The sequence below is a fragment of the uncultured Halorubrum sp. genome, assembly GCF_937146585.1.
Lineage (GTDB): Archaea > Halobacteriota > Halobacteria > Halobacteriales > Haloferacaceae > Halorubrum > Halorubrum miltondacostae.
In genome coordinates this window covers 23,830-48,641 of record NZ_CAKZRO010000005.1, presented here as the reverse complement: position 1 = coordinate 48,641, position 24,812 = coordinate 23,830, and the positions used below count along the sequence as shown (strand labels likewise).

At 71.8% G+C, this 24,812-nt stretch carries 25 protein-coding genes; 17 read left to right on the top strand and 8 right to left on the bottom strand.

Annotation, left to right across the window (positions count from 1 at the left end):
• Positions 1 to 200: 200 nt before the first annotated feature.
• The 6 genes from Q0116_RS00495 (at position 201) to Q0116_RS00470 (ending at position 5,283) form a co-directional block, all read left to right on the top strand.
• Entirely contained in the window at positions 201 to 1,121 is a 921-nt protein-coding gene (locus Q0116_RS00495) for a PLP-dependent cysteine synthase family protein (protein ID WP_297884497.1), read from the top strand.
• Between the two features lie 57 nt (positions 1,122 to 1,178).
• Entirely contained in the window at positions 1,179 to 1,577 is a 399-nt protein-coding gene (locus tag Q0116_RS00490; RefSeq protein ID WP_297884495.1) for a hypothetical protein, read from the top strand.
• Entirely contained in the window at positions 1,577 to 2,149 is a 573-nt protein-coding gene (locus Q0116_RS00485; RefSeq protein WP_297884493.1) for an MOSC domain-containing protein, read from the top strand. Before Q0116_RS00490 ends, Q0116_RS00485 begins: the two co-directional genes overlap by 1 nt.
• Before the next feature lie 103 nt (positions 2,150 to 2,252).
• On the top strand, positions 2,253 to 3,365 hold the full coding sequence (locus Q0116_RS00480; protein ID WP_297884491.1) for a DUF3179 domain-containing protein: 1,113 nt from the start codon (positions 2,253 to 2,255) through the stop codon (positions 3,363 to 3,365).
• The gene (locus Q0116_RS00475) at positions 3,355 to 3,984 is read left to right on the top strand and encodes a hypothetical protein (RefSeq protein ID WP_297884490.1); all 630 of its coding nucleotides are present in this window, start codon (positions 3,355 to 3,357) and stop codon (positions 3,982 to 3,984) included. The genes Q0116_RS00480 and Q0116_RS00475 overlap by 11 nt, the downstream gene beginning before the upstream one ends.
• 81 nt (positions 3,985 to 4,065) lie before the next feature.
• Positions 4,066 to 5,283 (top strand): MFS transporter, encoded by a 1,218-nt coding sequence (locus Q0116_RS00470; RefSeq protein ID WP_297884488.1) that lies wholly within the window; start codon positions 4,066 to 4,068, stop codon positions 5,281 to 5,283.
• Positions 5,284 to 5,337: 54 nt separating this feature from the next.
• On the opposite strand, the gene Q0116_RS00465 is transcribed toward Q0116_RS00470, so the two are convergent.
• A complete protein-coding gene (locus Q0116_RS00465) occupies positions 5,338 to 7,428 on the bottom strand; it encodes a peroxidase family protein (RefSeq protein ID WP_297884486.1) in 2,091 nt (696 codons plus the stop codon).
• Between the two features lie 180 nt (positions 7,429 to 7,608).
• Here Q0116_RS00465 and Q0116_RS00460 point away from each other — a divergent pair, with 180 nt between their 5' ends.
• Positions 7,609 to 8,394, top strand: coding sequence for a PHP domain-containing protein (locus Q0116_RS00460; protein WP_297884484.1), 786 nt, complete (start codon positions 7,609 to 7,611; stop codon positions 8,392 to 8,394).
• 95 nt (positions 8,395 to 8,489) lie between these two features.
• On the opposite strand, the gene Q0116_RS00455 is transcribed toward Q0116_RS00460, so the two are convergent.
• Positions 8,490 to 9,728, bottom strand: coding sequence for a mandelate racemase/muconate lactonizing enzyme family protein (locus tag Q0116_RS00455; protein WP_297884482.1), 1,239 nt, complete (start codon positions 9,726 to 9,728; stop codon positions 8,490 to 8,492).
• Between the two features lie 96 nt (positions 9,729 to 9,824).
• Between Q0116_RS00455 and Q0116_RS00450 the strand changes: the two genes are divergently transcribed.
• On the top strand, positions 9,825 to 10,310 hold the full coding sequence (locus Q0116_RS00450) for a TRAM domain-containing protein (protein ID WP_297884480.1): 486 nt from the start codon (positions 9,825 to 9,827) through the stop codon (positions 10,308 to 10,310).
• Between the two features lie 44 nt (positions 10,311 to 10,354).
• Here Q0116_RS00450 and Q0116_RS00445 read toward each other — a convergent pair whose 3' ends face one another.
• A complete protein-coding gene (locus Q0116_RS00445; protein WP_297884478.1) occupies positions 10,355 to 11,455 on the bottom strand; it encodes a geranylgeranyl reductase family protein in 1,101 nt (366 codons plus the stop codon).
• Positions 11,456 to 11,512: 57 nt separating this feature from the next.
• On the bottom strand, positions 11,513 to 13,717 hold the full coding sequence (locus Q0116_RS00440; RefSeq protein WP_297884476.1) for a thioredoxin domain-containing protein: 2,205 nt from the start codon (positions 13,715 to 13,717) through the stop codon (positions 11,513 to 11,515).
• A 141-nt stretch (positions 13,718 to 13,858) separates the two neighbouring features.
• Between Q0116_RS00440 and purD the strand changes: the two genes are divergently transcribed.
• Both purD and Q0116_RS00430 read left to right on the top strand, forming a co-directional pair.
• Positions 13,859 to 15,142 (top strand): phosphoribosylamine--glycine ligase, encoded by a 1,284-nt coding sequence (gene purD / locus Q0116_RS00435; RefSeq protein ID WP_297884474.1) that lies wholly within the window; start codon positions 13,859 to 13,861, stop codon positions 15,140 to 15,142.
• Between the two features lie 67 nt (positions 15,143 to 15,209).
• On the top strand, positions 15,210 to 15,758 hold the full coding sequence (locus tag Q0116_RS00430; RefSeq protein WP_297884473.1) for an acyltransferase: 549 nt from the start codon (positions 15,210 to 15,212) through the stop codon (positions 15,756 to 15,758).
• Positions 15,759 to 15,767: 9 nt separating this feature from the next.
• Here the strand turns inward: Q0116_RS00430 and Q0116_RS00425 are convergent, their stop codons facing one another.
• Positions 15,768 to 16,079, bottom strand: coding sequence for a DUF5798 family protein (locus Q0116_RS00425; protein ID WP_297884472.1), 312 nt, complete (start codon positions 16,077 to 16,079; stop codon positions 15,768 to 15,770).
• A 110-nt stretch (positions 16,080 to 16,189) separates the two neighbouring features.
• Here Q0116_RS00425 and Q0116_RS00420 point away from each other — a divergent pair, with 110 nt between their 5' ends.
• On the top strand, positions 16,190 to 16,984 hold the full coding sequence (locus Q0116_RS00420) for a 5'/3'-nucleotidase SurE (protein WP_297884471.1): 795 nt from the start codon (positions 16,190 to 16,192) through the stop codon (positions 16,982 to 16,984).
• Between the two features lie 13 nt (positions 16,985 to 16,997).
• Here Q0116_RS00420 and grpE read toward each other — a convergent pair whose 3' ends face one another.
• On the bottom strand, positions 16,998 to 17,675 hold the full coding sequence (gene grpE, locus Q0116_RS00415) for a nucleotide exchange factor GrpE (RefSeq protein ID WP_297884469.1): 678 nt from the start codon (positions 17,673 to 17,675) through the stop codon (positions 16,998 to 17,000).
• 86 nt (positions 17,676 to 17,761) lie between these two features.
• Here grpE and Q0116_RS00410 point away from each other — a divergent pair, with 86 nt between their 5' ends.
• The 3 genes from Q0116_RS00410 (at position 17,762) to Q0116_RS00400 (ending at position 19,804) form a co-directional block, all read left to right on the top strand.
• Entirely contained in the window at positions 17,762 to 18,700 is a 939-nt protein-coding gene (locus tag Q0116_RS00410; protein WP_297884468.1) for a DUF1028 domain-containing protein, read from the top strand.
• A 91-nt stretch (positions 18,701 to 18,791) separates the two neighbouring features.
• On the top strand, positions 18,792 to 19,388 hold the full coding sequence (locus Q0116_RS00405; RefSeq protein WP_297884467.1) for a class I SAM-dependent methyltransferase: 597 nt from the start codon (positions 18,792 to 18,794) through the stop codon (positions 19,386 to 19,388).
• A 92-nt stretch (positions 19,389 to 19,480) separates the two neighbouring features.
• Positions 19,481 to 19,804, top strand: a complete 324-nt coding sequence (locus Q0116_RS00400; protein ID WP_297884465.1) for a BolA family protein — start codon at positions 19,481 to 19,483, stop codon at positions 19,802 to 19,804.
• A gap of 63 nt (positions 19,805 to 19,867) precedes the next feature.
• Here the strand turns inward: Q0116_RS00400 and Q0116_RS00395 are convergent, their stop codons facing one another.
• The gene (locus Q0116_RS00395) at positions 19,868 to 20,449 is read right to left on the bottom strand and encodes a hypothetical protein (RefSeq protein WP_297884463.1); all 582 of its coding nucleotides are present in this window, start codon (positions 20,447 to 20,449) and stop codon (positions 19,868 to 19,870) included.
• Between the two features lie 283 nt (positions 20,450 to 20,732).
• Here Q0116_RS00395 and Q0116_RS00390 point away from each other — a divergent pair, with 283 nt between their 5' ends.
• The gene (locus tag Q0116_RS00390; protein WP_297884461.1) at positions 20,733 to 22,142 is read left to right on the top strand and encodes an aspartate ammonia-lyase; all 1,410 of its coding nucleotides are present in this window, start codon (positions 20,733 to 20,735) and stop codon (positions 22,140 to 22,142) included.
• Positions 22,143 to 22,160: 18 nt separating this feature from the next.
• Here Q0116_RS00390 and Q0116_RS00385 read toward each other — a convergent pair whose 3' ends face one another.
• Positions 22,161 to 22,544: an ACT domain-containing protein gene (locus tag Q0116_RS00385; protein ID WP_297884459.1), complete on the bottom strand. Its 384-nt coding sequence runs from the start codon at positions 22,542 to 22,544 to the stop codon at positions 22,161 to 22,163.
• Between the two features lie 166 nt (positions 22,545 to 22,710).
• Between Q0116_RS00385 and sucC the strand changes: the two genes are divergently transcribed.
• Complete coding sequence (sucC, locus tag Q0116_RS00380; RefSeq protein WP_297884457.1) at positions 22,711 to 23,856, top strand: ADP-forming succinate--CoA ligase subunit beta; 1,146 nt, start codon at positions 22,711 to 22,713, stop codon at positions 23,854 to 23,856.
• A complete protein-coding gene (sucD, locus tag Q0116_RS00375) occupies positions 23,853 to 24,722 on the top strand; it encodes a succinate--CoA ligase subunit alpha (protein WP_297884455.1) in 870 nt (289 codons plus the stop codon). The genes sucC and sucD overlap by 4 nt, the downstream gene beginning before the upstream one ends.
• Positions 24,723 to 24,812 lie beyond the last annotated feature (90 nt).

The following is a 24,812-nucleotide window of genomic DNA, read 5'->3' as shown; positions in this document are numbered from 1 at the left end:
GTGCTGACTCGCGGCCGCCGACGGCGGCCGCTCGCAGGCACGCGCCACCGCAACTATCTCCGTATCTCCGGGGTGCGGTCACTGCTTGTCAGCACACTCGGTCGCTGCGTCGCGATTTATTCGGAGAGTCCGTCACCACGGTCGACATCGCTTGCCGGAGTCCGCGGGGCCTTTTTGTCGCGACCGCCTCCGTTCGGGTAATGGACGACGACATCCTGTCGACGCTCGGCTCGCCGCTGGTGCGGGTCGACGCGCCCGCGGGGACGACGGTCGCGGCGAAGGTCGAGTCCCGCAACCCGGGCGGCTCGGCGAAGGACCGCCCCGCGCTGTACATGATCGAGGCCGCCGAGGCGGCGGGCGAGATCGGGCCGGGCGACCGCATCGTCGAGCCCACGTCGGGCAACACCGGCATCGGGCTCGCGATGGCCGGCGCGGCGCGCGGCTACGACGTCACCCTCGTCATCCCCGAGGGGAAGTCGATCGAGCGCCGCCGGCTGATGAGGGCGTACGGCGCGACCGTCGAGCTCGTCGACGGCGACATCTCGGACGCGAAGGACCGCGCGGACGAGCTCGAAGGCGAGCCCAACACCGTCCAGCTCCGCCAGTTCGAGAACCCGGCGAACCCCCGCGCCCACTACGAGACGACGGGGCCGGAGATACTCGACCAGGTGGGCGACCGCACCGTCGACGCGCTGGTCGCCGGGGTCGGCACCGGCGGGACGATCACCGGGATCGGCCGCCGGCTGCGCGAGGCCTTCCCGGACGTGCGGATCGACGCCGTCGAGCCAGCTGACAACGCCGTGCTCTCCGGCGAGGAGCCGAGCGTCGACGGCTTCCAGGGGATGGGCCCGGGGTTCGTCTCGCCGAACCTCGACGTTGACCTGATCGACGAGGTCCACACGGTCGAGCTGGCCGACGCCGAGGCCGAGTGTCGGCGGCTCGCCCGCGAGGAGGGCATCCTGGTCGGCCAGTCGTCGGGCGCGTCGAACCTCGCGGCGAAGGACGTCGCGGCCGAGCTGCGCGAGAGCGGCGCGTTCGACGGCGAGGAGCCGCTCGTCGTCACGGTCTACTGGGACAGCGGCGAGCGGTACCTGACCGCGGGCACCTTCGACGACGAGTGACCGCGCCGCCGGCGGGCTCACCCGGGAGTTGATTAGCGTCCGGCGCGCAGATCCGTCGTGAACACGCGCGCTGAACCGACGGAGCGGTCCGACGGCGACCCGGCGGGCTCGCCCGACGCCCCGGACCGGCGCTTCGACGGGCCGTGGCTCGCCGCGCTGGCCGCCACCGTCGCGGTCTGGACGCTCCTGTACGCGCTCGACTGGGCGCTCTTGACCCCCGAGACGCCGGTCGGCGCGGCGGTCTCGTTCGCGCACGGGTACCTGCTCGCGCCGCTGGCGACCGCGACCATCCTGCTCGACGCGCTCTCGCTCGCTGAGCGGGGGGTCGCCGACCTCGGCGTCTTCAAGTGGGTGTACGCGCTCGCCGCGCTCCCCGCGCCCCCGGTCGCCGCGCTCTACTACGCGCACCGCGAGTGGCTGAAGCCGGACGACGAGACCCTCCTCGGAGGGCCCTGATGCCGGCGGACCGGCCACCCGAATCGACCAGCGCGGACGCGACCCCCGGCGCGGTCGCCGGCCTCGTGACGGCCCCCGAGGGCGGTGCCCCGCCCGTCGGTCGCGAGGCGGTCGAGATCCGGCCGGACGGCGTCGAGGGGGATCGCTATCGGCGCGGCGACGGCCACTTTCAGCTCGACGGCTGCGCGGTCACCCTCGTCGCCGCGGAGGCGCTCGCCGCGGTCCACGCGGAGACCGGCGTCGACGTGCGCGACGGCCGTCACCGCCGGAACGTGGTCGTCGAGGGGTTCGGCGCGGGGATGGACTCGCTCCTGGGCGCGACCGTCGCCGTCGGCGACGCCCTCCTGCGACCGACCCGACGGAGACCGCCGTGTGCGCACCTCGAGGAGCTCGCCGGCGAGGACGGCCTCGCGTCGGCGCTCCGGAACCGCGGCGGCCTCTGCTGTGACGTGGTCGAACCCGGCCGGGTCGCGGTCGGCGACGCGGTGACGGTCCGCGAGGCCGACCCGCGGACCGCCGGCGCGGTCATCGCGGAGCGCCTCGCGGAGCGGTCGTCGAGCGGTCACGAGTAGCGAACGCGCTCCGTCGAGCTCCGATCCGCCCCCCGACAGCGGGTGTGCGTGTCACTTACACCCGCGCTTCGGACTTTATACGCTCGAAGCCGGAGAGAGCGGCATGAACAGTACCCGCCGCGCGGCGCTGGCCGGAATCGCGGCGGTCGGCGGTGCGTCCCTCGCCGGCTGCCTCGGGGGCCGAGCGACGGACTCCGCCGGCCGAAGCACCGAGGAGTCGGGCGGCGGGTCTCCCCCGCCGACGGTCGACGACGGGTATCACATCGCGTACGAGGCCGACGGGCTCGTCTCCGAGTCGCTCGACGGCGGCGTCGGGAAAGACGGGATCCCCTCGGTCGACGAGCCCGCCTTCCGCCCCATCGAAGAGGCGGACTCGCCGAGCAACGAGCCGGTGTTCGGCGTCGTCCGCGGCGGCGAGGCGAAGGCGTACCCCCGTCGCATCCTCTCGCACCACGAGATCGTCAACGACGAGGTCGGCGGCGAGCCGGTCGCGGTCACGTACTGTCCGCTCACCGGGACGGCGCAGGGGTTCCATCGCGGCGACACGACGTTCGGGGTGTCGGGCCGACTCGTCAACTCGAACCTGATCATGTACGACCGCGCCACCGACAGCTGGTGGCCGCAGATGCTCGCCACCGGGATCGACGGGCCGATGACCGGCGAGACCCTCGACGAGTTCAGCGTCGCGTGGACGACCGCCGGCGAGTGGGCAGCGCGACATCCCGACTCGCTCCTCATGACCGAAGAGACCGGCTACGTCCGCCGCTACGACAGCGATCCCTACGGGAGCTACGCGCCGCTGAGCGGCTACTACTCCCGGGACGGAACCCGGTTTCCGCCGCTCGCGTCCCCGGAGGAGGGCCACGCCAAGTCGGTCGTCGTCGGGGCGCGGACCGCGGCTGGCGCAGTCGCGTTCGACGGGGCGACGCTGCGCTCGGAGCGCGTCCTGACCGGGACCGTCGGCGAGGGCGGCGCTGCCGTCGTCGCCGTCGCGGATCCGGCCCTCTCGACCGGCCACGTCTACCGGAACCCCGACGGCGTCGCGGTGGATCCGGACGGCGACGGCTACCGAGTCGGCGACGAGGGCGGGTTCGCGGCCGCGGATCTGCCGCTCGAACGCCTCCTCGCGTTCGACGCGATGTGGTTCGCCTGGTACGGCTTCTACCCGGACACCGCGTTCGTCGGCGAGCACACGGGGGCGGGCGATGGCCGCTGAGACCGCCGCCCCGGCGGAATCGGCGCGCGCGTGGCTCGTCGGGTTGGTTCGTCGGACGGCGTTCGCCGTCCGCGCCGCCCTCGGTCGGCGCGACGGCCGGGCGACCGCGGCCGCCGTCGCCGCAGCCTATCTCGTGGCGTACCACCTCGGGCTCGGCCACCTCGGGGTGCGCGCCGGCGCGGTCGCCTCGGCCCCCCGGTTCGACCTCGTCGTCGTCGAGGGTCCGGTCGCGCTGGCGACGCGTCGCGTCGCGCCGTTCCAGTACGAGCCCGTGGCGCTGCTCTCCGCGGGGCCGGTCGAGTACCTCTTCGCCCCGGTCAACGCCGTCGTCGGGCTCGCGCTCGCGGCGCTCGTCGGCGTCACGCTCGCCGTCTCCGTCGTCGCGTGGCGCGGGCCCGCCGCCTGCCGGATCGGTGCCGGCGCGGGCGCCGCCGCGGGGCTCCCGGGGGTCCTCTCGGGGGTCGCCTGCTGCGGCCCCGCCTTCCTCGCGGTGATCGGCGTTCAGGCGTCGGCGGGGCTGCTCGCCGCGTTCCGATGGTTCCTGCCCGCGTCCGTCGCCGGGCTCCTCCTCACGCTCCTGTGGGTCGGGAGTCGAGTGGACCCGGCGGCCGCGCGCTGACCGCCCCCGGACGGCGCGCGGCCCGCCGAAACCGAAAGGGTTGACGCCCGACCGCCCCGAGGGGTCGCCAGTGACCGTCGGATGAACTGGCGGTACCGCCACACGGTGTTGACGCTGTGTATGCTGGCGTTCTTCGTCACCTACTTCGCCCGGCTGGCGATCAGCCCGGTCGTCCCACTCATCATCGACGACTTCGGCGTCTCGAACACGGCCGTCGGGGTCGCGCTCTCGGGGATGTGGTTCGCCTACGGGCTCTCGCAGTTCCCGAGCGGGATCCTCGCCGACCGGTACGGCGAGCGTCGGGTGATCCTCGTCGCGGTCGGCGGGACGACGGCGATGAGCCTGCTGCTGGCGGCGGTTCCGATATTCCCCGCGTTCGTGGTGGCGGCGGTGCTCTTGGGGCTCGCGGCGGGACTCCACTACGCCGTGGCGACCACGCTGCTCTCGCGGACGTTCGACGACCTCGGCACCGCGGTGGGGATCCACTCGCTCGGCGGTCCGCTCGCCGGCCTGATCGCGCCCGTCGCCGCGACGTGGGTCGGCGTGCGCTACGGCTGGCGGCCCGGCGTCGCGCTGGCCGCGCTCGTCGGCGTCCCCATCTTCGTCCTCTTCGCGCGGCGCGTCCGCCCCACCGAGCCGCGTCGCCCGGAGCAGCCGATGGCCGAGCGGCTCCGGCTCGGCCCGCTGTTCGAGTTGATCGGCCGGCGCGAGATACTCGTCCCGCTCGCGGTGGCCACGCTCGGGACGTACGTCGCGCAGGGCGTCATCTCCTTTTTGCCGACGTTCCTCGTCGAGTTCCGCGGCTACTCGCCGGCGTTCGCCGGCGGCGTCTTCTCGGCGTTCTTCGTCGTCCGGGCGGGGGCGCAGGTCGGGCTCGGCCGCCTCTCCGACCGGTTGGGACGCGACGCGAGCATCGCCGCGTCCCTCCTCGGCGGGGCGCTCGGGCTGGGCTCGCTGGTCGCGCTCCCCGACCTCGTCCGGCTCCCCGTCGCGGTCGGCCTGCCGGCGCTCCCGACGACCGTCGGGCTCGGCGTCGCCGTGTTCCTCGCCGGCCTCGGCTCCTCGTTCTTCTCCGCCATCGACCCCCGGTTCATGGACGCGCTCGGGGACGCCGAGCGGGGGGCCGGCTTCGGACTGATCCGGACCGTCTACACCGTGATCGGCTCGGCCGGCTCCGTCGGCGTCGGACTCGTCGCCGACGTCCTCGGCTGGGGCGCGTCGTTCGCACTCATCGCCGGCCTCTCGGGCGTCTCGTTCCTCGTCATCTCGACGAACGCGCTCGTCGGCGAAGGGCGGTGAGGCGTCGCCGACGCCGTCACCCGCTTTCGTCGAACTACCCTGTCCCCCGCCCCGTCACCCGACGTATCGCCGCCTCGTCGTGCGCTCGCCGTCCGGATCGAACACGGTCACGACCTCTCCATCGTCGTCGAGGGCGGGGGCGTTACGGCCGAGGTAGTGGTCGGCGGCCGAGTCCGTGCCGCTCCCGACGTGGACGGTCAGCGTCTCGTCGGGGTCGAGCGTCGCGCTCGGGAGGTCGTCGCGCTGCCCGTCGAGGTCGATGACGTAGCCCGTCAGATCGATCGGGTCGTCGGCGATGTTCCGGAGCGTCACCGACTCGTCGAGCGCGTCGCCCGCGCCGTCGCCGACCCCGCTGCCCGGTCCCGCGTCGACGGCGTCGATGACGAGCCCGTCCGGCCTCGCCTCCGCGGCGAAGGCCGTGATGTCGGCCAGCGTGTACCCGTCGGTCGGCGTCGGCTGCGGGAGGCTCGGCTCCCAGCCGTCGGGCGCGGCGTTGGGGTAGGCGGTCTCGTCGGCCTCGATGAGTCCGATGAGCGTCTCCGCGACGATGCGACTGCCGACCGCGCCGAGCCGCTCGCCGTCCTGCTGGTAGTCGGCCTCGGCGAGCACGTAGTACCACAGCGGCGCGTCGGGGTCGGCGCCGCGGCCGTGCGCCCGGAGCGTCCGCATGATCGGCGACTCGTCGCCGAACGCCTCGTTCCGGATCGGGTCGCACCCCATCCGGGCGGCGACGTCCTGTCCGGAGGCCAGCCCGAGCGCCTTCCCGCGGCGGAGGTTCCGGACGGCGAGCGACCTGTCGCCGGACACCGGGAGCTCGAACAGCGCCGGCGCGAGGAGGGGCTCGATCTTCCGCGAGGGCTGGTAGTCGCCGTCGCCGGTGTCGAGCAGCCGGGACCAGTCGACGACGAGGTCGCTCGACACGGGTCCCCCGCCGCGGAGGTGGCGGTCCTCCTCCCCGGAGTCGGTCGGGAACAGCGGCACCTCCCCGACCTCGTCGTTGACGTCGAACGCGTGCGGGATCATGCTGTGGCCGAACCGGTACGCGGCCCCGCCGAACTCAACCGGGATCGCCGGCGGGCGCCCCGGCGGGAGGAAGAACTGCCGGCCGCGCTCCTCGATGTCGGCCAGGACGTAGCGGTCGCAGATCCGCGGGAGGAGGTCGTGTCGCACCACCCACTGGTAGTGCCACATGACGAGCCGCTGCGCGGCTTCGAGGACGGACTCGTCCTCCTCGACGAGCGACGAGCCGGGACCGAGCAGGTGGTCCACGATCCGATTGTGGAAGTTCGCGAACGCGAGCTGGAGCTGCGAGACGACGACGTTCTCGTCGTTCCGCGGGTCGCCGATCACCGCCGTGCCCTGCTCGTTCCGTTGGAGGTCCGTCCCCGGCGGGCCGAAGACGCCGCCGTCGCCGTCGCCCTCCGGCGGGGCCGCCTCGCCGGTGAGCAGCTTGCGCTCGTCCGCGTCGTGGTCGTAGAGGAACGGGGCCGTCTCGGCGTTCGTCCGGTACAGCGAGTCGAGGTCGAGCGCGGGCGTCCGGAAGTTCCGGAGCGCGGCCGGGTCGTTGCGCCGGTCGATGTCGGAGGTCGGGTCGAACGTGATGTCGTGGTCGACGTACTGGCCGAAGATGCCGTAGCCGGCCGGGGTCTCGGCGTCGCCGACCGGGTCGTCGGGCGTCTCCATCATCGGCGCCCCGACCTCCCCGTCGGTTCCCCCCAGCGTCCGGAGCAGGTCCTCGTCGCGGTCGTATGGGTCCAGCTCCGGGAACTGCGTGTAGAACCGGTGGCTCCGGACCGGGCCCGCGGCCGTACACGCCGCGTCGTTCATCCCGCGGTGTTCGCTGCCTCCGTGGAGCATGATGTCGCGCGCGTTCACCGTCAGGCGGAGCGTCGCCTCGCTCCCGTCCGGTCGCTTTCGCCGTCGGACCGGCTCCTCGGTCCCGCCCTGCGCGGGGTTCCGCACGGTGAAGGAGACCTCGTCGAGAGCGGTGCCGCCGTCCGCCTCGAGGACGAAGTCCCCGTCGGCTCCGGTCATCCAGTGGCCGATTCGGTCGCCGTCCCGCCGCTCGCCGATGACGATCCGCCCCGCCAGCGGCCGGGAGTCGTCGTCGACGACGCGACAGTTTATCTTGTCAGTAACACCCATGGGATCAGCTATCACACATAAGTATCAAAAGATTTCCTAAATGAACTTTCAACGCGTTCCCCGGATTATATTGCTGGCTTCGTACCCGCCGACCGGTCGACGCGGTCGCGGCGGACCGCCGCGCGCCGGTCGTTCCCGCACGACCCGAACCTTCGAGTTCGCCCGGGGCCAACGCCCGCCGTGTACGACTACCACGCCCACACGAACTACTCGGACGGGGCGTTCCTCCGGTGGATGGTCGAGGCCGCCGCGGACGCGGGGCTCGACGGGATCGGGTTCGCCGACCACTGTAACGTCTCGCCGGAGCCGAACGCGAGAGAGCACAAGCGCGCGTTCGGGTTCAACCTCGACCTGACCTACGAGCGCCGCCGCGACGCGATCGAGTCGGTCCGCGACGCCGTCGACGTCGACGTGTTCGACGCGGCGGAGGTGGACTACGACCCGGCGCACGAGGGCGCGATCGACGAGTTCCTCGAAGAGGCGGCGTTCGACTACGCCGTCGGCAGCGTCCACGACCTCGACGGCGCGAACGTCCACACCCGCTCGCACTTCGCCGACAAGCCGGCGTCCGAGCGCCGGGCGCTCGTCGACCGCTACTTCGAGAAGCTGGTCGCCCTGATCGAGTCGGAACTGTTCGCGATCGCCGCGCACCCGGACCTGATCGAGCGCAACCCGCACCTCCGCGGCTTCGCGACCGAGGACCACTACGCGGCGGTCGCCGAGGCGTTCCGCGACTCCCGGACTGTCCCGGAGATCAACGCCGGGCGGCTGCTCGACGACTACGGCGAGTTCCACCCGGCCCCCGCCTTCCTCGACCGCCTCGTCGACGCCGGCGTCGACGTGACGGTCGGGACCGACAGCCACGAACCGGACGCGATCGCACCCCGTGTGCGGGAGATAGAAGCGGAACTGGACCGGCGTGGACTCGACGCAGTCGCTCGCGACGAAATCGTCGAGAACGCGTGAGTCCGGCCCGAACAAGAGGAAGTCTTCTCACTTGAGTTCGGCCTATGCTTCGTCGAACTGCGGAAATCAGTGATTCCCGCGCTCGACGAATCGTTTCACTCCTCGTCGAACAACGTCTCGCCCTCGACCATGTGCTCCTCGACGGCGTCCATGTCGAGCGTGACGCCCAGGCCCGGCTCCTCGGGCACCTCGATGTAGCCGTCCTCGATGACGTCCTCCTCGACGAGGTCCTCCCACCAGCCCAGCTCGTAGGAGTGGTACTCGATGGCGAGCGAGTTCGGGATCGCCGCGCCGACGTGCGTCGCGGCCATCGTCGCGATCGGCGAGGCGACGTTGTGCATCGCGACCGGCACGTAGTACTGGTTCGCGACGTCGGCGATCTTGCGCGTCTCCCGCATCCCGCCGACCTTCGGCAGGTCGGGAGCGACGATGTCGACCGCCTGGTTCTCGATGAGCCGCCGGAGCTCCGTGACGCGGTAGCGGTTCTCGCCGACCGCGATCGGCGTGACCGTGTTCTTCGTGACCTCCTCCTGGACCTCGAGGTTCTCCGGCGGTACGGGGTCTTCGAGCCACCAGACGTCGTACTCCTCGATGGCGTCCGCGAGGCGCTTGGCGGAGCCGCCCGAGAACGTCCAGTGGCAGTCGAAGGAGACGTCCGCCTTGTCCTTCACGCGCTCCGTGACCGCCTCGACGATCTCCGTCTTGTGGCGGATCTCGCCGGGCCGGAGGTGGCGGTTCGCGCGGTCCTTCTCGAAGCCGCTCGGCACGTCGAGGTCGAACTTCAGCGCGTCGTAGCCGAGTTCGTCGACGACGCGCTCGGCCTCGTCCGCGCACGCCTCGGGGTCCGCCTCCTCCTCGGTGTGGCAGTCGCAGTAGACGCGCATCTCGTCGCGGTACTTCCCGCCGAGCAGCTGGTAGGCCGGCACGTCGAGGATCTTGCCGGCGAGGTCGTGGAGCGCGACCTCGATGCCGGAGATCGCGGTGACCGTGACGCCCTCGACGGAGCCCTCGCCCGACATCTTCTGGATGAGGTGCTCGTAGAGGCGGTCGATGTCGAGCGGGTTCTCGCCGATCACGAACGGCTTCATGCGCTCGATCAGCTCCGGAACGCCCGCGCCCCAGTACGCCTCGCCGGTCCCGACGACGCCCGCGTCGGTGTACACGCGGACGAGCGTCCACGGGAAGTTCCCGTCGACCATCGTCGTCTGAACGTCCGTGATCTCGACGTCGCGGTCGCCGCCGCGCGACCCCGTGGTCCCCATCGTCTCTGCGGAGAGCTCCCGCATCGTGTACTCCGCGTTCGGGTCGTGGAGCGACTCGTAGTTCCGGCTCATACCCTCCGATTTATTCGGAACAGGGTAAACGTTTACCATCGGGCGTGGAACGCCTGAACAGGTGGCTTTTCATCCCCGTGCGCGCAACGAGAGGGCATGGTCGAAATCACTGATTCTCTCGCGTGTCTGTACACCGGCCGGGTGGAGTCTCGCGGCGACGACTACGTGGTCACCGTTCCGGCATCGGAGATCGAACACGGCAGCGTCAGCGTCGGGGAGACGTATCGGATCGCCGTCCTCGACCGAGCCGAAGTGGCTGACGACGCCTCGGGCGCGGGATCCGACGGCGGCGCCTCGTCCGGACACGACACCGGGGGCACCGGGGGCGGATCGCCCTCCGACGACGGGCAGCGCCCCACCTCGCGCGGGGCCGCCGGCGCCGTCCAGCCCGACCCGCCCGTCTCCGAGGGCGAGGTCCGCGACGTGACCATCGAGACGCTGGGCGACAAGGGCGACGGGATCGCCAAGATCGAGCGCGGCTACGTCGTCATCGTCCCCGACGCCGAGCCCGGCGAGGAGCCGACCGTCGAGATCACGAGCGTCCGCGAGAACGTCTCGTTCGCGAACGTCGTCGAAGAGTAGCCCTTCCGCTGACGGTTCCGGTACCGCCCACTCACCGCCTCGCCTCACTCCGGCGGACTGCCCCGCGAGAACAGCGCCCGCAGGTTCGACGGGGAGAAGAACGAGGACGGCTCGTCCATGTGGACGCCGATCTCTCCCGAGAGCGCTCGGAGGCCGATCCGCTGGACCGGCTCCGGCAGCGAGTAACACCGGCGGATCGCCCTCCCGAGCCGGATCTCTGTGGCGAGCTCCTCGCGCCACCCCGACTCGTAGTCGGCGAGCGTCGCCGGGTCGCGCGGGTCGATCGCCGCCGCGGCGACGTCGGCCGCGCGCATCCCGTATAAGATTCCGCCCCCGGTGAACGGCTTCGTCTGCGCGGCGGCGTCGCCGATCAGGAACCCGCGGTCGCTCGTCGTCCGCGCCGGCGGGCCGACGGGGATCGCGCCCGAGCAGCGGCGGTCGGTCGTCGCGCCGTACGCGTCGGTGAGGCGGTCGAACCGCGCGGAGACGTCCGCGCTCGGCGGCGCGGCGAGCCCGTACTCGACGCCCGCCTCGCCGCGGGGGATCCGCCACGCGAAGAACGTCGGGGCGGTGAGGTGGACGTCGACGTAGTCGCCTCCGTCCGCCTCGTCGTCGAAGCCGAGGACACCGTGGAGCAGTTCGTCCGGCTCCGGGAGGTCGAGCGCGCGGCGCACCCGCGAGGTCGGCCCGTCGCAGCCGGCGACCATCCGCGACTCGAACCGTTCCGTGCCGCCGTCGCCCAGGCTGGCCTCGACGACGACGCGGTCGTCGCGCTCGTCGACCGAGACGACCGTGTGGTCCTCGCGGAGGTCCGCGCCCGCCGCCTCGGCGAGGTCGGCCAGCGTCCGGTCGAGGCCGACGCGGTCGATCACGTTCGAGACGGGCTCCCGCTTGTAGAAGGGGTAGGCGGTCGACTCCGGGCCACCGACGTGGAAGCGCGCGCCGAACACCCGGTTCTGCCGGAGCCGCTCCGCAGCCCCGTCGTCGACGTACTCCCAGAGGTCCGTGGAGACGTGGCCGGAGCAGGCCAGCGGCTCGCCGACGGTCCCCGACTCCAGGAGGAGGACCTCGCGTCCCGCCCCGGCGGCCCGGCGGGCGAACCGCGATCCGGCCGGCCCCGCTCCGACGACGACGAAGTCGTACACTGGCGAAAGTACCGGCCCCGGACGGCTAAACGGTTCCGGCTCCCGACGGAGCCGCGGTCACTCGCCGTCGCCGAGCCACCCGAGCGCGGCGTCGAGGTCCGTCCGCGGCGGCGAGCAGGTGAACCCCTCGCAGACGTAGGCGGTCGGCTCGCCGTCGGTCGCGTCGCGGTCCGCCCAGATCGGTGGAGTCTCGGCCATGCCGAGGCGGTCGAGCCACTCGTCGAGCCCGTCTTCTCCGGCCGGCCGAGGCGCCACGAGGGCCCCCGGCAGGTACCGCTGCCCGAGCGTCTCGCGCCACTCGCGCGGGACCTCGTCGGCGGCGACCGTCACCTCGATCCCGCCGGTCTCGACGAGGTCCGCGGCCCGCACGAGCGAGGCGTGTTCGAGGGGGCTCCCGCGGATCCGGTCGCCGTGGGTCGTCACGACGCGCTCGGCGATCTCCCGGAACTCCCCGTCGGTCCGGAAGCCGTCGAGGAGCGCCAGCGTCTCGGCCGCGACCCCGAGGCTCGACGGCGTCGAGCGGTCGGTGAACTCCTGCGGGCGGGCGATGAGCGGGCCGGAATCGTCCGTTCCCGCGCTCTCGCCGTCGAGGTCCCGCGTGAAGTAGATCGTGCCGTCGTCGTCGTCGTAGAACTCGGCGACGAGCGCGTCGGCCAGGTCCAGGGCGAACCCGAGCGGCTCCGGGTCGCCGGTCGCGGCGTAGGTGTCGAGCGCGCCGCGCGCGAGGAACGCGTAGTCGTCGAGGTAGCCCGGCCCCCGCACGTCGCCGTCGAGCCAGCGGCGCGCGAGTTCGCCCGCGTCGGCGTCGGCGTCGTAGAGCCGCTCGCGACAGAAGTCGAGCGCCTCGCGGGCGATCTCGGCGTACGGTTCCCCCAAGACGTCCCCCGCCCTCGCGAACGCGGAGATCGCTCGCCCGTTCCACGACGCCAGCACCTTCTCGTCGCGGGCGGGGCGCGGCCGCGACTCCCGGGCGTCGAACAGCGCCGTGCGCGCCTCGACGAGCGTCTCGCGGACCTCATCGCGCGACAGGTCGCGGTCCGCTGCCAGCTCCTCGACCGACGCGGCCACCGTCGGGACGGTCGTGCCGCGCTCGAAGTTGCCGCCGGGTCGGATCCCGTACCGCTCCTTCGCCAGCGACGCCGCCGGCTCGTCGAGGACCGCGTCGACCTCCTCGGGCGTCCAGACGTAGAACGCCCCCTCGACGTTTTCGCCGTCCTCTCCCTCGTCCGGCTCCGAGTCGTCTCGGCGGCTCGCGGGTTGGCGGCTCCGCGCGTCGAGCGTGCTGAAGAACCCGCCGCCGTCGTGGCGGAGCTCGCGGTCGAGGAACGCCAGCGACTCGCTCGCGACGCGGGCGTACCGCGGCTCGCCGGTGAGCCGGTAGCCGTCGAGGTAGGCCATCGGCAGTTCGGCGTTGTCGTACAGCATCTTCTCGAAGTGCGGAACGGTCCACTGCCGGTCGACCGCGTAGCGGTGGAACCCGCCGCCGACCTGGTCGTACATCCCGCCGTCGGCCATCCCGTCGAGGGTCCCCGTCGCGGCCGACAGGAGCGCGTCGCGGCCGCGGGCGGCGTACGCGCGCATCAGGAGGTCGATCCGGCCCGGCATCGGGAACTTCGCGCCGCCGCTCCCGAAGCCGCCGTACTCCTCGTCGTAGCCGCGCAGCGCCGCGGCGGCGGCCGTGTCGAGCAGGTCCGACCCGGGCGGCGACGCGTCGCCCTCGGCGGGCGTCGGCACCGACTCCAGCTCGTCGCGCGCGCTCTGGGTCCACTGGTCGGCGCGCCGCTTCATCTCCTCGCGCTGCTCGGGGTCGCTCCAGGAGTCGGCGATCCGTTCACAGAGGCCGCGGAACCCGGGCTGATTCCGCCGCGGCTCGGGCGGGAAGTAGGTCCCGACGTAGAACGGCTCCCCCTCGGGCGTACACCACGCCGAGAGCGGCCAGCCGCCGCCCCCCGTGACGAGCTGGCAGACGGTCATGAACGTGCTGTCGACGTCCGGACGCTCCTCGCGGTCGACCTTCACCGGGACGAACGAGTCGTTGATCACGCCCGCGACCGACTCGTCCTCGAAGCTCTCCTCGGCCATGACGTGACACCAGTGACACGAGGAGTAGCCGATGGAGACGAACACGGGCACGTCGTGCTCGCGAGCGCGCTCGAACGCCTCGTCGCCCCACGGCTGCCAGTTGACGGGGTTGTCGGCGTGCTGTCGGAGGTAGGGACTCGCCTCCCCGTCGAGGCGGTTCCGCTCGGTCGGCTGTGACATGGGCCTGATTCGGCCCGGCGAGGCAAAAGGCGTCCGGGGCGCGCCGAGCGCCGCCGCCAGCGACGAGAATATCCACGAACGCGCATATCTCGGGCCGCGGAGAGAGTAAGGTTTACACTACCGTGCGGTCACCCGTCGGGCATGACGGAGACCGTGCTGTTGGTGGGGGGCGGCGGCCGCGAACACGCGATCGCCCGGGCGGTGGCCGACGACTGCGCGCTGTACGCCTGCGCGAGCGTCCGGAACCCGGGGATCCGCCGGCTCGCGGACAGGTTCGAGTCGATCGACGAGACCGACGCCGCGGCCGTCGCCGAGTACGCGACCGCGGTCGGCGCCGACCTGGCCGTCATCGGCCCGGAGTCCGCGCTGGAGGCCGGGGTCGCGGACGCATTAGACGACGCCGGCGTCTACGCCTTCGGCCCGCGGGCGGCGGAGGCCCGTCTGGAGACGGACAAGGCGTACCAGCGTGAGTTCATGGAGCGGAACGCGATCCCCGGCTGCCCGGACTACGCGGTGTTCGACGACATGGACGCGGCCTGCGAGCACATCGAGGGCTACGACGGCGACCTCGCTGTCAAGCCCGCCGGGCTAACCGGCGGCAAGGGCGTGAAGGTGATCGGCGACCAGGTGACCCCGGAAGAGGCCGAGGCGTACCTCCGGGACTCCGACTACGACCGCGTCGTCTTGGAGGAGCGGCTCGTCGGCGAGGAGTTCACTATCCAGGCCTTCGTCGCGAACGGCGACGTCCGGACGACCCCCGCGGTCCAAGACCACAAGCGCGCCTACGAGGGCGACGAGGGACCGAACACGGGCGGGATGGGGTCGTACACCGACACCGGCTTCTCGCTCCCATTCATGACCGAGGGCGACTACGACGCCGCGGTCGACGTGCTGGAGGCCGTCGTCGACGCGCTCCCCGACTACAAGGGCGTCCTCTACGGGCAGTTCATGCTCACCGACGAGGGGCCGAAGGTGGTCGAGTTCAACGCGCGCTTCGGCGACCCGGAGGCGATGAACACGCTGCCCGTCCTCGACACGCCGTTCGTCGACGTGCTCGCCGCCGCGCGCGACGGCGAGCCGCTCCCCGAACTCTCCTTCTCGGGCGAGGCCACCGTCTGTAAGTACGCGGTTCCGGACGGCTACCCGACCGACCCCGACGCGGGCGCCGAGATCGCGGTCGACGAGGAAAGCGCGGGCGACGCGCTCCTCTACTACGCGAGCGTCGACGAGCGCGACGGCCGCCTGTACACGACCACGTCGCGGGCGTTCGCCGTCGTCGGCCGCGGCGACTCGATCGCGGCCGCGGAGGCGCAGGCCGAGGACGCGCTGGCCGCCGCGGGCGACCGCGTCCGCATCCGCCACGACATCGGCACGGCCGACCTCGTCCGGCGCCGGATCGACCACATGGACGAACTGCGGCACTGATCCGGTCCCGTCGCTCGATCGCCGGCCCGGAGCGACCCTTTTATTCTCCCCGTCCGAACGGCGTGACGTGACAGACGACGACGCGGCCGCGACCCGCGAGGAGCCGTCCCGAAGCGACCGCCTCGACCGGTTCCCGACCCCGGGCGCCCGCAACTCGCTGTGGTCGTGGCCGGACGCGAAGTCGCCGCTCGCGGTCGTCCGCAACTACGTCGCGATCGTCCTCGCGCGGATCTGCCCGAGCCTCCGGCTGAAGAACTGGCTGCTTCGGCGGATCGGCGTCACGGTCGGGGAGGGCGTCTCGTGGGGGCTGGAGTCGACGCCGGACGTGTTCTGGCCCGAGCGGATCCGCGTCGACGACGACGCGATAATCGGGTACGACGCCACGCTGCTGTGCCACGAGTTCCTCCATGAGGAGTACCGGCTCGGCGACGTGGTCGTCGAGGAGCAGGCGATGATCGGCGCGGGGGCGGTCGTCCTGCCCGGCGTCACGGTCGGCGAGGGCGCGCGCGTCGCCGCGAACTCGCTCGTCGCGGAAGACGTGCCGCCGGGCGCGACCGTCGCGGGAGTCCCGGCGGAGGTCGTCTCGCGGACCGACGCGGCGGCGAGCGACGACTGACCGCGGCGACTACGCGGCGTCCTCTCCGGCGTCGCCGTCCGCGTCGCCGCCGTCGCTCGCGGCCGCTCCCTCCTCCGCGTCGGTGATGTGCGCCTCGGTGCTCACCCGTTCGAGGTCGACGCCGACCTCCTCGGCGACGGCGTCGAGGACGGCGCGCTGCTCGGCCATCTCGTTTTCGAGCGCCTTCACGCGCTCGGAGGTGTCGACGACGGTCTCCTGCGTCTCGTCGACCTCGTCGCGCAGTTCGCTGATCTTCTTGTAGGTCCGCTCGGCGCGGTCCGCGAGCGTCTGGATCTTCTTGGCGGTGTCCCCGAATCCCATACCGACCGGTCGGTCCGGCGATACGTGTGCTTTTCCGTTCGATCCGAGTCCACTCGGCGGCTCCCGCCGATCGACGGTGGACTTTTGCCCGACTCGCCCCTGATACGGGTATGAGCGTCGACCGGATCCTCTTGACCAACGACGACGGCGTCGACGCGGCGGGGCTGCGCGCGCTCTACGACGCGCTCGCGACTGAGTACGCGGTGACCGTCGTCGCGCCGGCGGACGACCAGTCGTCGGTGGGGCGCCTGCTCTCCGACGACGTCGCCGTCGACGACCACGAGCTGGGGTACGTCGTCGACGGCACGCCGGTCGACTGCGTCGTCGCGGGGCTCGACGAGCTCGTCCCCGAGGCGGACGCGGTCGTCGCGGGCTGTAACGAGGGCGCGAACCTCGGCGCGTACACGCTCGGTCGGTCGGGGACCGTCTCCGCGGCGGTCGAGGCGTCGTTCTTCGACGTGCCCGCGGTGGCGACGTCGATGTACGTTCCCGGCGGCGACGACTGGTGGAAACGCGAGTTCGAGGGACAAGACTTCGCGCACGCGGCCCGCGCGACCCGGTTCCTCGTCGACGAGGCGGTCGAGGCGGGCGTGTTCGACCGCGCGGACTACCTCAACGTCAACGCGCCGATCGCGGACGCCGACCGCGCGCCGCTGCGCGTCACGACGCCGTCGACGTGGTACGGACTGCGGGCGGAGCGGAACGGCGACGGTCGGGTCGGGTTCTCCGACCCGATCTGGGGCCGGATGAACGAGGACGACGTCCCCGACCCCGTGGGGACCGACCGGCGCGCCGTCGTGGACGGCGAGGTGTCGGTCTCGCCGCTCTCCGTGCCGCACACGGCGGAGCCGGACGCCGGGGTCGACGACCTGATCGACGCCTACGAGGCGGCGGTCCGGTCGTGAAAAGCCGGTCGCGTCACTCGCCGTCGCCGGTGCTGACGGTCACCTTCGCCTCGCTCAGCACGCGGTCGCCCATCTCGTAGCCGGGCTCGTACACCTCGTGGATCGTTCCCTCCGCGCGGTCGCTGTCGACGCGGAGCATCACCTGGTGGCGTGCGGGGTCGACCTCCTCGCCCGGCTCCGGGTCGATCGCCGCGACGCCCTCCTCGGCGAGCACGTCGTCGAACTTCTCCAGCGTCGACTCGACGCCGGGCCGGAGGTCGCTCCCCTCGTCCTGGTCGAGCGCGCGCAGGAGGTCGTTTCGAACGGGGGTGAGCCGCTCGACGAGCGCCTCGGAGGCGCGCTCGCGGATGTCCTCCTGCTTCCGTTTCGCGCGCTCCTTGTAGTTGCTGAAGTCCGCCTTGACGCGGGCGAGCTTGCTCGTCAGCTCCTCGACCTCCTCGTCGCGCTCGCGGAGCGCCTCGCGGGTCTCGGCGAGGTCCGCCTCCAGCGCCGCCACCTCGCGGGCGAGCGCCTCGTCGTGCTCGGCGACGGCCGCGGCCAGCGCCTCGCTCTCGGCGCGGGCGCCGCCGTCGTCGCCGGCGGCCGACTCCCCGCTCGCTCCGTCGGCGGTCGCCTCCGCCGTGCCGTTCGCGCTCGCCGCGTCGCCCTCGTCGTCGGCGGACTCGACATCGACGGCGTCGTCGTCGCTCATACCCGATCGAAGTCGGTCGGCGGGGATAAGCGTTCAGAACCGCGACGGCCGGATTTAAGATCGCGGCGACCGACGGTGCCTCTCGCATGCCACCTCGACCCTCGACCTTCTCGATCGCCGCCCGCGACCCGGAGACGGGCGCGGTCGGCGTGGCGGTCCAGTCGAAGTTCGTCAGCGTCGGCTCCGTGGTCCCGTTCGTCAGCGCCGACGCGGGCGCGGTCGCCACGCAGAGCTTCGCGAACGTCGCGTACGGCCCCGACGGGCTCGACCTGCTGCGCGAGGGCCACGCGCCCGCCGACGCGATCGAGCGGCTCACGGCGGCGGACGACGAGGCCCCGTCGCGACAGGTGGGCGTCGTCGCCGTCGACCCCGACGAGCCGCCCGCGGCGTTCACCGGCGAGGAGTGTCACGACCACGCCGGCGACCGCCAGGGCGACCACTACACGGTCCAGGGGAACATCTTGGAGAACGCCGACACCCTCGACGCGATGGCCGCGGCGTTCGAGGAGACCGACGGCGGGCTCCCGGAGCGGCTGATCGCCGCGCTCCACGCGGGCAACGAGGCCGGCGGCGACAAGCGCGGCGAGCAGGCCGCGGCGCTGTACGTCGCCAAGCCCGAGGGCGGGTACGACGGGCGGAACGACCGCTGGGTCGACGTGCGCGTCGACGACCACGAGCGCCCGATCGACGAACTGGAGCGCGTGTTCAAGATCTACGACGTGACGCTCTTAGAGCGCGAAGCGCCCGCCGAGACCCGGGAGCTGACCGGCGACGCGGCCCGTGCCGTCGAGTCGGCGCTCGCCGACCTCGGCTTCTACGACGGCGAGCCGACCGCCGAGTTCGGCGACGACGCCCGCGACGCCTTGGAGTCGTTCCGCGGGATGAATAACTTCGAGAACCACTCGCTCCCGGTGCTGGAGGACGCGGTCGCGAGGGGCTGGGACGGGACGGACCCGGACGACGACCCCGAACCGCGGCTTGTCGACGCGATCTGGCGCGGCCTCTCGCGGCTCGACCGCGTCTGACGAGCCGGGGGGAGGGGGGACGCCGATTCGACGGGCGGTCGACGCCGCCGCACTCGCAACGTATAACCGTCGGCTGGCGACTACGAGTCGCATGGGACGATTCCGGAACACGGGACAGCCGGACTGGGACTGGTGGGGTCGCGTGTGGCCGACGCCGGGCGAGACGCTCCGCGAACTCGGCCTCGAAGCCGGGGACGCAGTCGCCGAGATCGGCAGCGGGAACGGCTACTTCGCGCTCCCCGCCGCCCGCGTCGCCGATCCCGGGACCGTCTACGCGGTCGACGTCGACGAAGCCCTCCTCGCGGAGCTTGACCGTCTCACGGACGCGCAGGGGATCGCGAACGTCGCGACCGTCGAGGGCGACGCGCGCGACCTCGCCGACCTCCTTCCGGAGCCGGTCGACGCCGCGCTCCTCTTGAACGCCTTTCACGGGATACCGGACCCGGAGTCGTTCGTGTCGGGCGCCTCCGAGGCGCTCGCGCCCGACGGTCGATTCGTCGTCGTCAACTGGCACGACCGACCGCGCGCGGAGACGCGGATCGACGGGGAGCCGCGGGGACCGCCCACCGACCTCCGGCTGACGCCCGCGTCGACCCGCGAGACCGTCGAGGGCGCCCCCGGCGGCCTGACGCTCGCGAAGGAGGTCGACCTCCCGCCGTTCCACTACGGGCTCGTCTTCGAGCGGTAGGCGGCGTCGACGCCGCGAGCCAGCCGGGCGTTCGCCGCGCGCTCGGCGCACCGGGCCGGTCGACTTTTGCCCGTCGGCGACCGAGCGGGCCCATGTCCATCGAACCCGAGGCGGTCGCGGACCTCATCGAGGAGCAGCTCCCCGACGCGGTCGCGGACGTGACCGCGCCCCGGATCCACAACGACGAGGACGAGGACGCCCACTTCGCGGCGGTCGTCGTCTCCCCGGCCTTCGAGGGCGAGTCGCTCGTCGACCAGCACGAGCGCGTGTACGACGCGGTCGGCGACCACATGACCCGCTCCGTCCACGCGCTGGAGATCAAGACGTACACGCCCGAAGCGTACGTGGAACACGGCGACGGCGCGCTCGCCGGCGACCTCCGCGAGGCCGGACTGCTGCCGATCGACGACGCCTGACGCGGGCGACTCGGCTATTGCGCTCTCGGTTCTCCCAGAGAACGACTGGCGCGAGTTCCGACGTCAGCCGTCGTCTCGGTCGTCCGCCGCGGTCGGCTCGCGGGCGTCCTCCTCGGTCTCCTCGCCGGCGACGCGGTCGGCGACCAGTTCGGCCAGCGGGTCCACCGTGACGGTCAGTCGGGCGACGAGGAAGACGACGGGGACGAGCGCGACGAACAGGAACGCGGCGTCGTACGCCCACGCGGCGTCGTTCAACAGGGGAATCGCCGCGCCGGCGAGCCCGCGGTACGCGACGAGGACCGCCCCGAAGACCACGAGCCAGTAGGCCATCCCGCCGGCGTTCTCGGCGATCCGGTCCGGTCGCGCGTCCCCCTCGGCGTCGGTCCCGTCGAGCGCCAGCCGCGTCAGCTGCGCGAATTTGGGCGCGGCGTACAGGAGGATACCGGCAACCGCGAGCGCGACGACGCCCGTCGCGACCGCGGCGAACGTCACCGGCGCGAACGGGACGAGCCGGTCGATCCCCGGGAGCAGCGTCACGACCGAGAGGACGCCGACGACGGCCAGCGCCCCGATCAGTAGCTTGCTCGCCGACCGAACCGTGTCGCGGTCGAGTGCGCTTCCGATCGCTGAGTCGTTCGAGCTCATAGGCGCTCGGCCGTTGCCGGCGGAGCGACATATAACGGGAACGCCGTTGCGCCGAGTTGACGCGGTTTCAGTCGAATTAAATTCGCGGGCGAGAGCGCCCGGAGCAGCTAAAACGCGGCGAGAGAGGCGATTTAGCGACGACCGCCGGACAGCCGAGCGAGCCGCCGGAGCACCCGCGGGAGTCGCACGCACCGGCAGTCACAGCATTGCTACCGAATCGCACGATTACACGCGGATGACGCCTTCCAGTACCTTTTACAGCGTCTCGCGGGAAGGCCGAGACATGGGAGACGACTACCGCACGGAAGAGGACAGCCTCGGCGAGATGCAGGTGCCGGCGGACGCCTACTGGGGCGCGCAGACCCAGCGCGCCGTCGAGAACTTCCCGATCTCGGGGATCCCGATGAGCCGGCGGTTCATCCGCGCGCTCGGCGTCGTGAAGAAGGCGGCCGCGCAGGCGAACCGCGACCTCGGCCTCGTCGAGGACGACACCGCGGAGGCGATCGTCGCGGCCGCGGACGAGGTCATCGCGGGCGAGCACGACGACCAGTTCCCGGTCGACGTGTTCCAGACCGGCTCCGGCACCTCCTCGAACATGAACGCCAACGAGGTCATCGCCAACCGCGCCGCCGAGATCGCGGGCGCGGAGATCGGCGACCGGGTCGTCCACCCCAACGACCACGTCAACTACGGGCAGTCGTCGAACGACGTGATCCCCACGGCGATGCACGTCGCCGCGCTGGAGGCCGTCGAGAAGGACCTCGTGCCCGCGCTGGAGACGCTCCACGCCGAACTCGAGGCCAAGGAGACGGAGTTCGACGGCGTCGTCAAGACGGGGCGGACGCACCTCCAAGACGCGACGCCGATCCGGCTCGGCCAGGAGTTCGGCGGCTACCGGACGCAGGTCTCGAAGGGCATCGAGCGCGCCGAGGCCGTCCAGCCGAGCCTCCGCGAGCTCGCCCTCGGCGGCACCGCGGTCGGGACCGGGCTCAACACCCACCCCGAGTTCCCGGAGCTGGCCGCGGAGTACATCTCCGACGAGACCGGGACGGAGTTCCGCGAGGCGGAGAACCACTTCGAGGCGCAGGCCGCCCACGACGCGATGGCGGAGGGGCACGGCGCGCTCAAGACGATCGCCGGCAGCCTCAACAAGATGGCCAACGACCTGCGGCTGCTCGCCTCGGGCCCGCGCAACGGGCTCGGCGAGGTCGAACAGCCCGAGAACCAACCCGGCTCGTCGATCATGCCCGGCAAGATCAACCCGGTCGTCGCGGAGTCGGTCAACCAGGTCCACAAGCAGGTCGTCGGCAACGACGCCGCCGTCTCCGCGGGCGCGGCCCGCGGCGAGATCGACCTGAACCTCTACAAGCCGGTGATCGCGCACAACTTCCTCGAGTCGGCGGCGCTGCTCTCGAACGTCGCCGAGACGTTCGGCGAGCGCTTCGTCGGGAAGCTGGAAGCGAACGAGGAGTTCGCGCGCGAGCGCGTCGAGCAGTCGATGGCGCTGGCGACCGCGCTGAACCCCGCGATCGGCTACGACAAGGCCAGCAAGGTCGCGAAGACCGCGCTGAACGAGGGGAAGAGCGTCCGCGAGGCCGCGGTCGAGGCCGGCTACCTCACCGAGGACGAGGCCGACGAGGTGCTCGACCCCGAGGCGATGACCCGCCGCGTCATCCTCGGCGACGAGGACTGAACCGGCCGCCCGTCGCCGTCAGTCCGCGACCTCGCAGCCCAGCCCTTCGAGTTTCCGGACGGCGGCGGCGAGGTCGTCCCGCTTGACGAGCACGTGGTCGGTCGCGTACGACGAGAGGGCGAACACCGAGACGTCGGCCTCGGCGAGCGCCGTCGCGACGGCCGCGAGGAACCCCACGAGCTCGAAGGGGAGCTCCATCTCGAAGGTGAGCCGCTTCCACCCCGGCTCGACCGCGTCGGCCTCGACCGCGTCTATCCGTCCCTGCTCGATCACGACCGTCGTCTCGTTCGCCTCCCGGACCGTCGCGAACGCGTCCGGGTGGTCGCCGTCGGTCCGGCAGACCGCGTACGTCTCGTCCGAGACGCCGACCGCTCCGCCCTCGAGGAACTCGGCGGGATCCATGCGGTCCGCAGAGGCCGGACGAGCAAAAAGGCGCGCCAGGCGGCATCATTGCCGCCGTTATCTCCCGATCTGCGGCTCTCATCGGTTGCGGCTCGGACGCCGCCTCGGTCGCGGTCCGCGCCGAATCGGAACCATTTAAGCCGGTGTCGGTACCGATCCCACACGGATGAAACTTCACGAATATCAAGCGAAGTCTCTCTTCGCGGACGCCGGGATCCCGGTACCGGACTCCCGGCTCGCGACGAGCGTCGACGAAGCGCTCGGCGCCGTCGACGAGATCGGCTACCCGGCCGCGATCAAGGCGCAGGTCCACGTGGGGGGCCGCGGCAAGGCCGGCGGGATCAAGATCGCGACAGACCGCGAGGAGGCCGAGCAGTACGCCGACGAGATCCTCGGGATGGACCTGAAGGGGTACACCGTCGATCAGGTCCTCGTCGAGGCGGGCGTGGACTTCGTCGACGAGCTGTACGTCGGCGTCACGATGGACCGCGGCGAGGGGAAGCCGGTCCTGATGGTGTCGACCGAGGGCGGCGTGAACATCGAGGAGGTCGCCGAGTCGAACCCCGACGCGATCGCGCGCGAACACGTCGACCCCGCGTTCGGCCTCCACCCGTACCAGGCCCGCAAGGTCGTCTACGAGGCCGGCGTCGACGCGGACGTGGCGCTCGACGTGGCGTCGATCCTCTCGACGCTGTACGACCTCTACGAGGAGAACGACGCCTCCGAGATCGAGGTCAACCCCGTGATGATCACGGGCGACCGCGACGTGGTCGCCGCGGACGCCGTGATGAACATCGACGAGGACGCGCTGTTCCGCCAGTCCGACCTGGCCGATATGGCCGAGGCCTCCTACGAGGACGACCTCGAACGCAAGGCCGGCGAGTACGGCTTCGACTACGTCCGGCTCTCCGGGAACGTCGGCATCATCGGTAACGGCGCCGGCCTCGTGATGACGACGCTCGACTTGGTCGACTACTACGGCGGCGCGCCCGCGAACTTCCTCGACATCGGCGGCGGGGCGAAGGCCGAGCGCGTCACGCAGGCGCTCGACATGGTGTTCTCCGACGATAACGTCGACGCCGTCGTCTTCAACATCTTCGGCGGGATCACCCGCGGCGACGAGGTCGCCAAGGGGATCAACGAGGCGCTCGAGCAGTTCGACGAGATCCCGAAGAAGGTGGTCGTCCGGCTCGCCGGCACGAACGCCGAGGAGGGGATGGAGATCCTGAACACCGACCTCGTCGAGGTCGAGAAGACGCTGGAGGACGCGGTCCAGCGCGCTGTCGCGAACGCCGAGGAGGTGACCCAATGAGCATTTTCGTCGATGACGACACCAGAGTGGTGGTCCAGGGGATCACCGGCGGGGAGGGGAAGTTCCACGCCGGCCAGATGATCGAGTACGGCACGAACGTCGTCGCCGGCGCGGTGCCCGGCAAGGGCGGGCAGGAGGTCCACGGCGTCCCCGTCTACGACACCGTCGACGAGGCCGTCGAGGCCGAGGACGCGGACGCCTCCGTCATCTTCGTCCCGCCGGCGTTCGCGGCTGACGCGATCTTCGAGTCGCTCGACACCGACCTCGACCTCGCGGTCGCGATCACGGAGGGCATTCCGACCCAGGACATGGCGAAGGTGAACAAGCGGCTGGACGAGACCGACACCCGCCTCATCGGCCCGAACTGCCCCGGGATCATCACGCCCGGCGAGGCGAAGCTCGGCATCCTCCCCGGCAACATCTTCTCCGAGGGGAACGTCGGGCTCGTCTCCCGCTCCGGCACGCTCACCTACCAGGTCGTCGACAACCTCACCGAGCGCGGGCTCGGCCAGTCGACCGCCATCGGCATCGGCGGCGACCCGATCATCGGCACGTCCTTCGTCGACGCCCTCGAGGCGTTCGAGGCCGACACCGACACCGACGCGGTCGTGATGTGCGGCGAGATCGGCGGCGAGGACGAGGAGCAGGCCGCGAAGTTCATCGGCGAGCACATGGACACGCCGGTCGCCGGCTTCATCGCCGGGCGCACGGCCCCGCCGGGCAAGCGCATGGGCCACGCGGGCGCCATCGTCTCGGGCTCCGGGACGGGCACGGCGCAGTCGAAGATCGACGCGCTCAACGATGCGGGCGTCCCCGTCGGCGACACCCCCGAGGAGGTCGCCGACCACGTCGAGGACTTCCTGTAGACGCCCGCCCCCGCGTCCGGGCGCGCCGTCGGCGGCTCTAGTTTTCAATCCCGGTAGTTAGAGCGAAAGGTAAAGTTACCGCTGGCGTAA